11 protein-coding genes are annotated in these 12498 nt (G+C 65.0%); 7 read left to right on the forward strand and 4 right to left on the reverse strand.

The genetic code is table 11. The features are described 5' to 3' along the window. Positions 1-15: 15 nt before the first annotated feature. Positions 16-2376, reverse strand: a complete 2361-nt coding sequence (locus AC5P7X_RS11970; protein WP_005416487.1) for a DNA translocase FtsK — start codon at positions 2374-2376, stop codon at positions 16-18. A 233-nt stretch (positions 2377-2609) separates the two neighbouring features. Between AC5P7X_RS11970 and trxB the strand changes: the two genes are divergently transcribed. After that, positions 2610-3581 carry a thioredoxin-disulfide reductase gene (gene trxB / locus AC5P7X_RS11975; protein ID WP_005416486.1) on the forward strand — a complete coding sequence of 324 codons (972 nt, stop codon included), beginning with the start codon at positions 2610-2612 and terminating at the stop codon, positions 3579-3581. A 99-nt stretch (positions 3582-3680) separates the two neighbouring features. Here the strand turns inward: trxB and AC5P7X_RS11980 are convergent, their stop codons facing one another. Further along, positions 3681-5159, reverse strand: a complete 1479-nt coding sequence (locus AC5P7X_RS11980) for an N-acetylmuramoyl-L-alanine amidase family protein (RefSeq protein ID WP_495214883.1) — start codon at positions 5157-5159, stop codon at positions 3681-3683. Positions 5160-5351: 192 nt separating this feature from the next. On the opposite strand from AC5P7X_RS11980, the gene AC5P7X_RS11985 reads away from it, so the two are divergent. From AC5P7X_RS11985 to AC5P7X_RS12000, 4 genes are all read left to right on the forward strand, one after another. Next, positions 5352-6476, forward strand: a complete 1125-nt coding sequence (locus AC5P7X_RS11985) for a GNAT family N-acetyltransferase (RefSeq protein ID WP_171956925.1) — start codon at positions 5352-5354, stop codon at positions 6474-6476. 65 nt (positions 6477-6541) lie between these two features. Further along, positions 6542-7282: a leucyl/phenylalanyl-tRNA--protein transferase gene (gene aat, locus AC5P7X_RS11990; protein WP_495214884.1), complete on the forward strand. Its 741-nt coding sequence runs from the start codon at positions 6542-6544 to the stop codon at positions 7280-7282. Positions 7283-7368: 86 nt separating this feature from the next. Continuing rightward, positions 7369-7587, forward strand: coding sequence for a translation initiation factor IF-1 (infA, locus tag AC5P7X_RS11995; protein WP_005409596.1), 219 nt, complete (start codon positions 7369-7371; stop codon positions 7585-7587). 89 nt (positions 7588-7676) lie between these two features. Then, complete coding sequence (locus tag AC5P7X_RS12000; protein WP_495214885.1) at positions 7677-8171, forward strand: hypothetical protein; 495 nt, start codon at positions 7677-7679, stop codon at positions 8169-8171. A gap of 72 nt (positions 8172-8243) precedes the next feature. Here AC5P7X_RS12000 and clpA read toward each other — a convergent pair whose 3' ends face one another. Next, positions 8244-10529: an ATP-dependent Clp protease ATP-binding subunit ClpA gene (clpA, locus tag AC5P7X_RS12005; RefSeq protein WP_495214886.1), complete on the reverse strand. Its 2286-nt coding sequence runs from the start codon at positions 10527-10529 to the stop codon at positions 8244-8246. 138 nt (positions 10530-10667) lie between these two features. On the opposite strand from clpA, the gene AC5P7X_RS12010 reads away from it, so the two are divergent. Continuing rightward, on the forward strand, positions 10668-11480 hold the full coding sequence (locus tag AC5P7X_RS12010) for an APH(6) family putative aminoglycoside O-phosphotransferase (RefSeq protein ID WP_053496675.1): 813 nt from the start codon (positions 10668-10670) through the stop codon (positions 11478-11480). A 104-nt stretch (positions 11481-11584) separates the two neighbouring features. Here AC5P7X_RS12010 and clpS read toward each other — a convergent pair whose 3' ends face one another. Continuing rightward, on the reverse strand, positions 11585-11911 hold the full coding sequence (clpS, locus tag AC5P7X_RS12015; RefSeq protein ID WP_005416477.1) for an ATP-dependent Clp protease adapter ClpS: 327 nt from the start codon (positions 11909-11911) through the stop codon (positions 11585-11587). Positions 11912-12023: 112 nt separating this feature from the next. Between clpS and AC5P7X_RS12020 the strand changes: the two genes are divergently transcribed. Next, a complete protein-coding gene (locus AC5P7X_RS12020) occupies positions 12024-12497 on the forward strand; it encodes a hypothetical protein (RefSeq protein WP_005416476.1) in 474 nt (157 codons plus the stop codon). Position 12498 lies beyond the last annotated feature (1 nt).

Consider the following 12498-nt stretch of genomic DNA (forward strand, 5'->3'; position numbering starts at 1 on the left):
GGGATACGTCGGGTCTTACTTCGGCGGCGGCGGTGCCAGCACCGTGCGGTCGCCGTTGTGCTCGGGCGGGCTGACCACGCCGGCCGCTTCCATGGCCTCGATCAGTCGCGCTGCACGGTTGTAGCCGATCTTCAGCCGGCGCTGCACGCCGGAAATCGAGGCACGGCGGGTCTCGGTGACCACCCGCAGCGCTTCGTCATACAGCGGGTCGGACTCGTCGCCGGCCGCACTGGTCTCGGGCAGGCCAGTGGCGCCGACGACCACGCCGTCGCCCATCGTCTGCACTTCGTCCAGCACGCCGTCGACATAGTCGGCCGGGCCCATCGCCTTGAGGTGCTCGACCACGCGATGTACTTCGTCGTCGGACACGAACGCACCATGCACGCGCTCGGGCAGCGCGGTGCCCGGCGGCAGGTACAGCATGTCGCCGTGGCCCAGCAGGGTCTCCGCGCCAGACTGGTCGAGAATGGTGCGCGAGTCGATCTTGGAGCTGACCTGGAAGGCGATGCGGGTCGGGATGTTGGCCTTGATCAGGCCGGTGATCACATCCACCGACGGGCGCTGCGTGGCCAGGATCAGGTGGATGCCAGCCGCACGCGCCTTCTGTGCCAGGCGCGCGATCAGCTCTTCCACCTTCTTGCCGACGATCATCATCATGTCGGCGAATTCGTCGATGAAGATGACGATGAACGGCAGGGTTTCCAGCGGACGCGGCGCCTCGCCCAGCTCCGGGTTCGGCTTGAACAGCGGATCCATCAGCGGCTGGCCGGCGTCCTGGGCTTCCTTCACCTTCTTGTTGAAGCCAGCCAGGTTGCGCACACCCACCGCGCTCATCAGCTTGTAGCGGCGCTCCATCTCGGCCACGCACCAGCGCAGGCCGTTGGCGGCCTCCTTCATGTCGGTAACCACCGGCGCCAGCAGGTGCGGAATGCCCTGGTAGACGCTCAGCTCGAGCATCTTCGGGTCGATCATCAGCATCCGCAGGTCTTTCGGCGACGCCTTGAACAGCAGGCTCAACACCATCGCGTTGACCGCCACCGACTTGCCCGAACCGGTCGTACCGGCCACCAGCAGGTGCGGCATGCGCGCCAGGTCGGCCACGGTCGGGCGGCCGGCGATGTCCTTGCCCAGCGCCAGGGTCAGCACGCTGGCCGATTTGTCATATTCCTTCGAGCGCAGCAGCTCGGACAGAAAGATCATCTCGCGGGTGACGTTGGGAATTTCCAGGCCGATCACCGACTTGCCCGGAATGACGTCGACCACGCGCACCGACTTCACCGACAGGCCGCGCGCGATGTCCTTGTCCAGCGAACTGATCTGGCTGACCTTGATGCCCGGTGCCGGCTCGATCTCGAAGCGGGTGATGACCGGGCCAGGGTTGGCGCCGACCACCTGCGCATCGATGCGGAAGTCCTTCAGCTTGAACTCGATCTGCCGCGACAGGGTCTCCAGTGTCTCTTCGTCGTAGCCCTTCGGCTGCGGCTTGGGATCATCCAGCAGCGCCAGTGGCGGCAGGTCGGAACCATCGCCGTTGACGCCACGGAACATCGGAATCTGGGTATCGCGCTTGGCGCGATCACTCTTCTCGATCACCGGCTCAGGGCGCGGTTCGATCTTTACCGGCTCGCGCTTGGCGCGCACCTCGGCGTCGGCCTTGCGCACTTCCTGGCGCTCCTCGCGCATCACCCGGGTCTGCTTCCACTCGCTGACTTCTTCCTTCTTGCGCTCCAGCAGCGGTGCCAGCGACATCACGCCACGGCCGATCTTCTCCATCACCGTGAACCAGGACAGCCCGGTGGCCAGGGTGATCGAGGCCAGCAGCAATACCAGCACGAACAGGTTCGCCCCCAGCGCACCGAAGCCCACCGTGAGCGAATTGCCCACCAGCTTGCCGAGAATGCCGCCGGCACTGGCGACATCGCCACTGAACAGGCGCACGTGCAGGAAGCCGGTGCCGGCGATCAGGAAACCGACCAGACCGACCAGGCGCAGCGCCGGGTCCAGATCGTTCTCGCCCTTGCTCTCGCGCTTGAGGCCGAACATGGCGATCCACGCCAGTGCGCCGAGCACCACCGGCAACAGGAAAGCGATGTAGCCGAACAGCTGCAGCAGCACGTCGGCAATCCAGGCCCCGGCGCGGCCGCCGAGGTTATGCACCGGCGCGACCACGCTGCCGGTATGCGACCAGCCAGGATCCGTGGCTGAATAGGTGAACAGACTGGCTGCCAGGTACAGCAGGGCCGGCGCGATGGCGATCAGGCCCAGATCGCGCCAGAGGCGCTGGCGGCGTGGATTGTCGGTCGTCGCCGCCGCGGCCGTGCGACGTGACGCCTTGCTGTCGTCCGACTTGGAGCGTTCAGGGACCTGCTTCGCCACCTTAGACCATACCTTTGGAATGCGCTGTTAGTGATTGATAATAAATGAGACGGCGTCAGTTTTCAGTTATGCGACGTCCGGCAAGGCAATCCGAGGCCCGGAACCACCGCTGGATGACGGCGTTCTGTTCATCGGCTTGAATCGCCCTGCCCCAGCCGCCACTCTATGAGCAGCCATGGATGCTGCGCAAACATCGCCAGCGCCTTGTCCCATCTACCTTTTCGCGAGTTTACATGAGCACCAGCCTGCCCTCCCGCCACCAGCGCCTCGTCATCCTCGGTTCCGGCCCGGCCGGTTGGACCGCCGCCGTCTACGCCGCCCGTGCCAACCTGAAGCCGGTCGTCATCACCGGCCTGCAGCAGGGTGGCCAGCTGATGACCACCACCGAGGTGGACAACTGGCCGGGTGACGCCCACGGCCTGATGGGCCCGGACCTGATGGCGCGCATGCAGGCGCACGCCGAGCGCTTCGAGACCGAGGTCATCTTCGACCATATCCACACCGCCGACCTGTCGCAGCGCCCGTTCAAGCTGATCGGCGACAGTCACGAGTACACCTGCGACGCGCTGATCATCGCCACCGGCGCCACCGCCAAGTACCTGGGCATCCCGACCGAAGAGACCTTCAAGGGCCGCGGCGTCTCCGCCTGCGCCACCTGTGACGGCTTCTTCTATCGCGACCAGGACGTGGTCGTGGTCGGCGGCGGCAACACCGCCGTCGAAGAGGCGCTGTACCTGTCCAACATCGCCCGCAAGGTCTACCTGGTCCACCGCCGCGACACCCTGAAGGCGGAGAAGATCATGCAGGACAAGCTGTTCAGGAAGGTCGCCGAAGGCAAGATCGAGACCGTCTGGCACCACCAGGTGGAGGAAGTGCTGGGCAACGATGCCGGCGTGACCGGCGTTCGCGTGAAGTCCACCCTGGACGGCAGCACCCGCGACATCGACGCACACGGCTTCTTCGTGGCCATCGGCCACCACCCGAACACGACCCTGTTCGACGGCCAGCTGGCGATGAACAACGGCTACCTGGAAATCCGCTCGGGCCTGGGCGGCAACGCTACCCAGACCTCGGTGGAAGGCGTGTTCGCCGCCGGCGACGTAGCCGACCAGCACTACCGCCAGGCGATCACCTCGGCCGGCTTCGGCTGCATGGCCGCTCTGGACGCCGAGCGTTATCTGGACGCGCAGGGCAAGGCCAGCTGAGTCGAGCCATGCTCGACCCCGACCAAAGGCCGGCGCGAGAGCGCCGGCCTTTGTGCTTTCAGTAGTGCCAGGCCATGCCTGGCAGACCGAAGCCTGCCCTCACGCCCGTACGCACGCCTGCGAGAACTCGACCGGTGCCGACGCAACCCCGTCTGCGTCCCTTAGGAGCGCACTCCAGCGCGCGACGCCCGTGCCGATGCCATTGCAGGCAAGATTGATCACCACCGGCTGCATCGGATCGTCAAAAGTCTGCGTCGACGAAGAGCACGCACCCGCCTCTGAACAGGTCGTCAGCGAGAGCTCCACCGACAGCGGGTATTGGGGATTCCCGGCATAGCGGACTTCGATGTCACGGGCCGATTGAACCGGCACATTGGTATCTGGGATCGGATGCAAGACCAGCGGCTCGCAGGCCTTGCCTGCTGCCCAAAGGCGATAGCCCTTCTCCACGCCTTTCATCGACGCCGAGCGGAAGACGGGGTCCTGCAAGGCAGCCACATCGTCAGGATTGGAGTGGTAGGCGGTTTCGATGATCACCGAGGGCATCTTTCCGATGCGGTTCTCGCCGTGCCTAGCCGAAGTCGAACTCTCGCGAATCGGGAAATCCTGATAGCCAGGCTGCGCGCGTATGACTTCCCGCATCGAACACAGGATGCTGTCCGCCAAGGCCTTATCCTGCGGTTTCGCCTGATGGTAATAGACCTCGGTGCCACGCGTACTGGCTGAATCGCTGCCATTGGTGTGCAGGCTCAGCATCACATCCACACCCAGATGGTTTGCATAGTTGGGCCGAGCCCGTATGTCCTCTTCCTTTTCGCGAGCAGACTCCGGGCTGTTCGGAAACTCATTCCACATGTCGGTGCGTTCGGGGAAAAGCGCTTTGAGGTGGTAGCGGGATGACATGTGCTCCCATGGCTTCCCGGACTCCGGATGGAGTTCCGTGGAGCGGCTCCGTGCCCGGTGCACCGTCAAGCCGCTACGTTGTTCCATCAATACTTGCAGTTCGTCACCAAACAGTGGACTCAGCGTGTCTTCCTGAATGCCGAGAGGCGCTGGACGCTGAAACTTCCATTCTCTGCTGGGATGCAAGCTGATGTAGCCATGGCTTGCTGATACCAAAGCTGACGTATGCGTCGATCTCGCCCGCGCCTGCGGCGGAACGGCGAGATCCTCCGGGTAGTACTCCTCAAGGGTTTTTCCGTCGAATAGGAAATCAATGTCGTTCACAATCAGTCCTGACTTTTCGGCATAGAACCTCAACGAGGACGCCATCGGAATCAGGAAGAGCTCGTCATAACCCCGATCGGGGCCAGGAAGATATCCAGGCCCAAAGCTGATCACCATTGATCTTGCCTTCGCATTGAGACGGATGCTGACGCTGACATGTCGCAGCTCACCCCTCTCCTGCAAATGACGCGTCAACTGGCTCCCAACTTCACGCTCCAACAGCGCAACCACCTCCGCGTAGGCACCCGGATCCTCAAGCACTTTTGCTGGCTGATCTCCAGAAGCCCAAACAGGTGACACAAAGATCAAGCCACACGCGACCACGGCAGTTGCAAGCTTCAATCCCTTCATTGTTGATTTCTCCATGTGGTGGGATGCGCGCCACTCATGCGGCGCCCCGCCACCCTGCCGAGCCGTACGCCGGTGATTCCGCACCAGATGCACACGGTTGGAGAATTCAAACTTTCCTCATGCCCCCGCAGAACAAACCAACCCAGCCCCGCCAACACCATTCGTGATCCACCTGGCCTATCCTTGCCAACCATGCCCTCCGCCCGCTTCCTCGACTCCCTGCAGTCCATTCCCGCCACCGACTGGGACGCCCTGCACGACGGCCAGAATCCGTTCGTCAGCCACGCCTTTCTCTCAGGCCTGGAACAGCACGGCTGCCTGCGCGAGGACTGGGGCTGGCAGCCCCGGCACTTCACGCTGTGGGAGGGCGAGCGCCTGATCGGCGCCATTCCGGGCTACCTGAAGACCAACTCCCACGGCGAATTCGTGTTCGACCATGCCTGGGCCAACGCCTATGCCCGGCATGGCCGCGACTACTACCCGAAGTGGCTGGGCGCGGTGCCGTACTCGCCGGTCACCGGGCCGCGCCTGCTGGCCCGTCACGATTCAGATCGCACCGCATTGCTGTCGGTGTTGCGTGATGCACTGCCAGCACTGGAGGTGTCATCGGCCCATATCAATTTCCACACCGCAGCGGACGAGGCGCTGTTCGGCGATGACTGGCTGCTGCGCGAGGACGTGCAGTTCCAGTGGCAGAACCCGGGTGACTGGGCGACATTCGACCAGTTCCTCGGCGCGATGAACCACAAGCACCGCAAGAACATCCGCCAGGAACGGGCCAAGGTCACCCGCCAGGGCATCACGTTTCGCGTGGTGCATGGCGACGAGGCCAGCCGCGCCGACCTGCAGGCGATGTATCGCTTCTACCTGCAGACCTTCCTTGAGTACGGCAATGCCCCGGCGCTGACCGAGGCTTTCCTGCGCCATCTGGCCATTTCATTGGGACGTGGGCTGGTGCTGTTCCTGGCCGAGCAGGAAGGCCAGCCAATCGCCGGCGCACTTTGCCTGCGCGGTGGTGACACGCTGTACGGTCGCTACTGGGGTGGCGCCACATTGCCCGGCCTGCATTTCGAAGCCTGCTACTACCAGGGCATCGAATACTGCCTGCGCGAAGGGCTGAGCCGTTTCGAGCCGGGCGCACAGGGCGAGCACAAACTGGCGCGAGGCTTCCTGCCGACGCTGGTACGCAGCCGGCACTGGGTGGCCGACGCGGATTTCGCCGAGGCGTTGCAGGAGTGGTGCAGGCAGGAGCGGCGCGATGTGCGGCGGTACCGGCAGGAGCTGCTGGGGCACAGCCCATTTCGCGCGGACGGGTGACCAGCCAACCAGGGTTGGCATCTACCGCGGCATTCGCGCGGGGCCGCGACAACTACAATGCCGGCATGACCCGCCAGCTGCCCTGGCGCCTGGCCGATGCGCCGGACGCCCCCTTCCCTCCGGCCGAGACTGCCCTGCGCCAGCCCGACGGCCTGCTCGCGGTGGGTGGCGACCTGCATCCAGCGCGTCTGCTCAACGCCTACGCAGGCGGCATCTTTCCGTGGTTCAGCGAGGGCGAGCCGATCCTGTGGTGGTCGCCTGATCCGCGCATGGTGTTCCGCACCGACGGCGTGCACCTGTCCAGCCGCTTCCGCCGCCAGCTGCGCAGCAGTACGTGGGAGGTCAGCGCGGACACCGCCTTCAGCCAGGTGATGCGCGCCTGTGCGGCGGCACCTCGGCCCGGCCAGGACGGCACCTGGATCAGCCCGGCCATGGTCGAGGCCTACAGCCAGTTGCACGACCTCGGTTTCGCCCATTCCTTCGAAGTCTGGGACGGTCAGTCGCTGGTCGGCGGCATCTACGGGGTGGCCATCGGGTCAATGTTCTTCGGCGAGAGCATGTTCAGTGGCGCCAGTGGTGGTTCCAAGATCGCGCTGGCGGCACTGGCGTCCACGCTTCACGGCTGGGGCTGGGAGCTGATCGACGCCCAGGTGGAAAATCCGCACCTGCTGCGGATGGGCGCCGAACACCTGCCGCGCGCGGAATTCCTGCAGCACGTGCGCCAGGCCGTGCGCCGTGACAGCCGTGAAGGCTCGTGGACACGGGCCGTCGGACGCTTGCCAGCCCAGCATTTGGCCGGGGGTTAACGCAAACTTTGCAAGCTGGGCCGGTCACGCGTAAAATACCGCGCCTTAGGCCCAGCGTGGCCGTTTTCTGAACCGCACAGGACTACATGTCGAAAGACGATTCCATCGAGTTCGAGGGCACCGTCAGCGAGACGCTGCCGAACACCACTTTCCGCGTTCGTCTGGAAAATGGGCACGAAATCATCGCCCACATCTCCGGCCGCATGCGCAAGAACTACATCCGCATCCTCACCGGTGACCGGGTCAAGGTTGAAATGACCCCGTACGACCTGACCAAGGGTCGTATCACCTACCGCATGAAGTAAGCGGTCGGCGCGGTGCGCCACTTCGACAAGGCCAGCCCTGGTTGCTGGCCTTTTGTCATGCCTGCAATCCGGCCCTGCCGGAGGTCATCGTGACCGAACTCACCGTGACGTCGGTCAGCCCTGCTTGCGGCAGATTCGCATCTGCATCGGTGGCGGCATCGTGGGACCCGATCCAGTCCGGATCGCCATCCCCCTGCCCCGCCATGAACATGCTCCCGCTGACCGCTCTGCTCGTCGCCGTTGCCGTGTCCGCCAGCGCAGCGCCCGTGCGCGCCGCCGACACTCTTTCCACCTCCAGTGACTGCGTCCAGCTGGGCAGCGACCAGCAACTGGTGCGCGCCGGCGCTTCGCGCAACATCCTGCTGCGCAATGGCCAGGACCACTACGTCGTGCATTTCCAGGACGACTGCTCGGCGGCAGGCTACTCGCGGAAACTGAGCTTCGCCACGGACGGCCAGCAGGGCCTGCTGTGCCCTGCCGGCCGCAGCCAGCTGCTCACCGATTCCAGTCGCTGCATCGTGTCGCAGATCGAGCCAGTCGACGAGGCCACCTTCAAGAAGAAGGCCCGCCAGCGCAGCCGCTGACGGCGCACATGACAAGGGCGGCCGAAGCCGCCCTTGTCATGTCAGGTCCGCCGAAACCGGCCGGGGGTCAGTTCATTCCACGGTGACCGGCAGCAGGCGCTCCGGTTCGGCCTGGGTTTCGACCACCAGCTCGTCGTCGTGCACATCGATGCTCACCTTGCCGCCGTTGACCAGCTTGCCGAACAGCAGCTCGTCGGCCAGCGGACGCTTGATCCTGTCCTGGATCACGCGGGCCATCGGACGCGCACCCATCAGCGGGTCGAAGCCGTGGTGGGCCAGCCAGTCGCGCGCGGTTGGCGTGGCCGACAGGCTGACGTGCTTGTCCTGCAGCAGCATCTCCAGCTCGATCAGGAACTTGTCGACTACGCGCAGGATGTGCTCGAAGCCCAGCGCCTGGAACTGCACCACCGCGTCGAGGCGGTTGCGGAATTCCGGGGTGAAGCTGCGGCGGATGGTCTCCATCGCGTCGGTGGCGTGGTCCTGCTTGGTGAAGCCGATCGAGCGCCGCGAGGCCTGCGCCGCACCTGCATTGGTGGTCATCACCAGCACCACGTTCTTGAAGTTGGCCTCGCGACCGTTGGTATCGGTCAGCACGCCGCGATCCATTACCTGCAACAGGATGTTGAAGATGTCCGGGTGCGCCTTCTCGATTTCGTCCAGCAGCAGCACGCAGTGCGGTGTCTTGACGATCTTCTCGGTCAGCAGGCCGCCCTGATCGAAGCCGACGTAGCCTGGAGGGGCACCGATCAGGCGGCTGATCGAATGCGGCTCCATGTATTCGGACATGTCGAAGCGGACCAGCTCGATGCCCAGCTGCAGCGCCAGCTGCTTGGTCACCTCGGTCTTGCCGACACCGGTCGGGCCGGCGAACAGGAAGTTGCCGATCGGCTTTTCCGGATTGCCCAGGCCCGAGCGGGCCAGCTTGATCGCCGAGGACAGCGTCTCGATGGCCGGGTCCTGGCCGAAGATCACCATCTTCAGGTTGCGCTCCAGGTGCTGCAGCACATCCTTGTCGGTGGCACTGACCTGCTTGGTCGGGATGCGCGCCATCTTGGCGACGATCGCCTCCACTTCCTCGACGTCGATCAGCTCCTTGCGCTGCCCTTCCGGCAGCAGGCGCTGGCGGGCACCGGCCTCGTCGATCACATCGATGGCCTTGTCCGGCAGCAGGCGGTCGCCGATGTGCTTCACCGACAGGTCAACCGCCGCCTGCAGCGCCTCGTCGGAGTAGGTCACGCCGTGGTGCAGTTCGTACTTGGACTTCAGGCCCTGCAGGATCTCGTAGGTCTCGCCAACGGTCGGCTCGACGATGTCGATCTTCTGGAAGCGGCGGGCCAGTGCCCGGTCCTTCTCGAAGATGCCGCGGTATTCCTGGAAAGTGGTCGAACCGATGCAGCGCAGCTCGCCGGAGGCCAGGGCCGGCTTGATCAGGTTGGACGCATCCATGGTGCCGCCCGACGCCGAACCGGCACCGATGATGGTGTGGATCTCGTCGATGAACAGCACCGCGTTGGGCACCTTCTTCAGTGCGGTAAGCACGCTCTTCAGGCGCTTCTCGAAGTCGCCACGGTACTTGGTGCCGGCCACCAGCGCGCCCAGGTCGAGCGAATAGATCACCGCGTCGGCAAGCACGTCGGGCACCGAGCCCTCGACGATGCGGCGGGCCAGGCCCTCGGCGATGGCGGTCTTGCCCACGCCGGCCTCGCCCACGTACAGCGGGTTGTTCTTGCGGCGACGGCACAGGACCTGGATGGTGCGCTCGATCTCGTCACCACGACCGACCAGGGGATCGATGCGGCCGGACCGGGCCTGTTCGTTGAGGTTGCTGGCGAACTCGGTCAGGGCATCACCCTTCGGCTCACCCTCCCCGCCTTCCATGCGGCCCTCGCCGTCGGAGGAGGAGGACGGCTGCTCGCCTTCCTCGCCCAGCTTGGCGATGCCGTGGGACAGGTAATTGACCACATCCAGCCGGGTCACATCCTGCTGGTTGAGGTAGTAGACGGCGTGGGAGTCCTTCTCGCCGAAGATGGCGACCAGCACGTTGGCGCCGGTGACCTCCTTCTTGCCCGAGGACTGCACGTGGTACACGGCCCGCTGCAGCACGCGCTGGAAGCCCAGGGTCGGCTGTGTATCGCGGCCGTCATCTTCGGCCAGGCGCGACACGGAGGCCTCGATGGCCTGCTCCAGCTCCTGGCGCAGGCGTTCGGCGTCGGCACCACAGGCCTTCAGTACGGCCTGGGCGGACGGGTTGTCGAGCAGTGCCAACAGCAGGTGTTCGACCGTCATGAACTCATGCCGGGCCTCACGGGCGCGCTTGTAGCACTGGCCGATGGTGTGTTCGAGGTCTTTGCTGAACATGGATTACTCCGGCGGCAGATGGGAACAATATGCGGCCTGACTACGCGATTTCCATCACCCTAGCGGATTGCTGCGTTCAGATGGCGTTAGCACTGCAGAACGCTTGATCTTCGTTCACTCCAGAAGACCTCAACCGGCATGAGCGAACCCTACCTGAGCCGCTGGCGATTGCGGCGTGATGGCCCGGCCATCGAAACGCCCCATGCCCGGCTCTGGCCGGTGCTGACCGCTGCCGGCACGCCGGCGATGCTGAAGATCAGCAGCGAAACCGAGGAGCAGAACAGCCACCGCCTCCTGCGCTGGTGGGACGGCGACGGCGCTGCCCGCCTGCTGGCCCACGCCGGGCCGGCGATCCTGATCGAACGTGCCGGCGGCGACTCGCTGAGGCAACGCTCGATCGAGGGCGACGACGAGGCCTGCACCACGATCCTGTGCCAGGTCCTGCAACGGCTGCACCGGCCACGGAGCGCGCCGCCAGCGGAACTGGCCTGCCTGCGTACATGGTTCGCCGATCTGCTGCAGCCAAGGGCCGCGCTGCCGCCACTGCTGGAACAGTGCAGATCACTGGCGGAGGTGTTACTGATGGAAGAACGCGAGGTCCGGCCCCTGCACGGTGACCTGCACCACGACAACGTGCTGGATTTCGGCAGGCGCGGCTGGCTGGCGATCGATCCGAAGCGGCTGCTGGGCGACCGTGCGTTCGACTACACGACGATGTTCAGCAATCCGGATCTCTGTGGCCCGGGCATCCACGTGGCCACGCGGCCGGAGCGGTTTGCTGCCCGGCTGGAACAGGTCAGCGCACTGGCCGGCCTGGAGCGCACGCGCCTGCTGCGCTGGATCGCGGCCAGCATGGCGCTGTCGGCAGTGTGGTTCAGGGATGACGGCGACCCGGCCGACGTGGACGAGGCGGTGGCGCGGATGGCGCTGGAGGCGCTGGCGGAGGCCTGATCCAGCTGTAGAGCCGAGCCTGCGCTCGGCTGCTGCTGGCAGAGATCTGGATGCCTGGGTGAACAGCAGCCGAGCGTGGGCTCGGCTCTACAGGTCGGGGGCGGTCAGGCCTTTTCCATCGTGCACAGCAGCGGATGCTGGTTCATCCGCGAGTACTCGTTGACCTGGGCAACCTTGGTCTCGGCCACTTCGCGGGTGAAGACACCGCAGACGCCGCGGCCGCGGGTATGAACGTGCAGCATCACCTGGGTGGCCTTGTCCAGGTCCATGCTGAAGAACTGCTGCAGCACATCCACCACGAAATCCATCGGGGTGTAGTCGTCGTTGAGCAGCATCACCTGGTAGAACGGCGGCGGCGCCACTTCCGGGCGCGCGGGCTCTACGGCAACGCCGTGCTCGTGCTGGGAATCGGGGGAGGACTCATGGGGCATCCATCCATTATAGGGGCTCGGGCAGGCCTGCGTCGGCCCGCCGCAGATTGGACGGCACGCACGCCCACCGTCACAATTGCACCCTCTCCCAACACTGTTTCACAGGATCTTCATGAAAAGGACCCTTCTTCCCGCCCTGCTGATCGCGCTGGCCGCTGCCGGCTCTGCCACTGCCGCAACCAGCGCCGACAAGTCCGTGGCCCGCCATCTGGACAAGCTGGGCTATACCTACGAAGTCGACGAGGATGGCGACTACCGCATGGTGTTCGACGTCGAGGGTGACCGCACCCAGATGGTCTACGTGCGCTCGGCGGTGGAGGATTTCGGCAGCCACAACATCCGTGAGATCTGGTCGCCGGCCTACAACGCCAAGACCAAGCAGTTCCCGGTGGCCGTGGCCAACCGCCTGCTGGAGGATTCGCAGGACGCCAAGATGGGGGGCTGGGTAAAGCAGGACACCACCGCCATGTTCGTGGTGAAGATCGACGCCGATGCCACCCCGGACCAGCTCAGCGACGCCATCGATGCGGCCATCCGCACCGCCGACGCGATGGAGCTGGAGCTGACCAAGAAGGACGAGTTCTGAG

This window comes from Stenotrophomonas sp. YJH_SMC_53, assembly GCF_059369995.1.

Coding starts and splice junctions, on each gene's coding strand:
- clpA (WP_495214886.1), bottom strand. CDS start 10,529: ATGTTCAGCAAAGACCTCGAACACACCATCGGCCAGTGCTACAAGCGC.
- infA (WP_005409596.1), top strand. CDS start 7,369: ATGTCGAAAGACGATTCCATCGAGTTCGAGGGCACCGTCAGCGAGACG.
- clpS (WP_005416477.1), bottom strand. CDS start 11,911: ATGCCCCATGAGTCCTCCCCCGATTCCCAGCACGAGCACGGCGTTGCC.
- AC5P7X_RS12020 (WP_005416476.1), top strand. CDS start 12,024: ATGAAAAGGACCCTTCTTCCCGCCCTGCTGATCGCGCTGGCCGCTGCC.
- AC5P7X_RS11985 (WP_171956925.1), top strand. CDS start 5,352: ATGCCCTCCGCCCGCTTCCTCGACTCCCTGCAGTCCATTCCCGCCACC.
- aat (WP_495214884.1), top strand. CDS start 6,542: ATGACCCGCCAGCTGCCCTGGCGCCTGGCCGATGCGCCGGACGCCCCC.
- AC5P7X_RS12010 (WP_053496675.1), top strand. CDS start 10,668: ATGAGCGAACCCTACCTGAGCCGCTGGCGATTGCGGCGTGATGGCCCG.
- trxB (WP_005416486.1), top strand. CDS start 2,610: ATGAGCACCAGCCTGCCCTCCCGCCACCAGCGCCTCGTCATCCTCGGT.
- AC5P7X_RS11980 (WP_495214883.1), bottom strand. CDS start 5,159: ATGAAGGGATTGAAGCTTGCAACTGCCGTGGTCGCGTGTGGCTTGATC.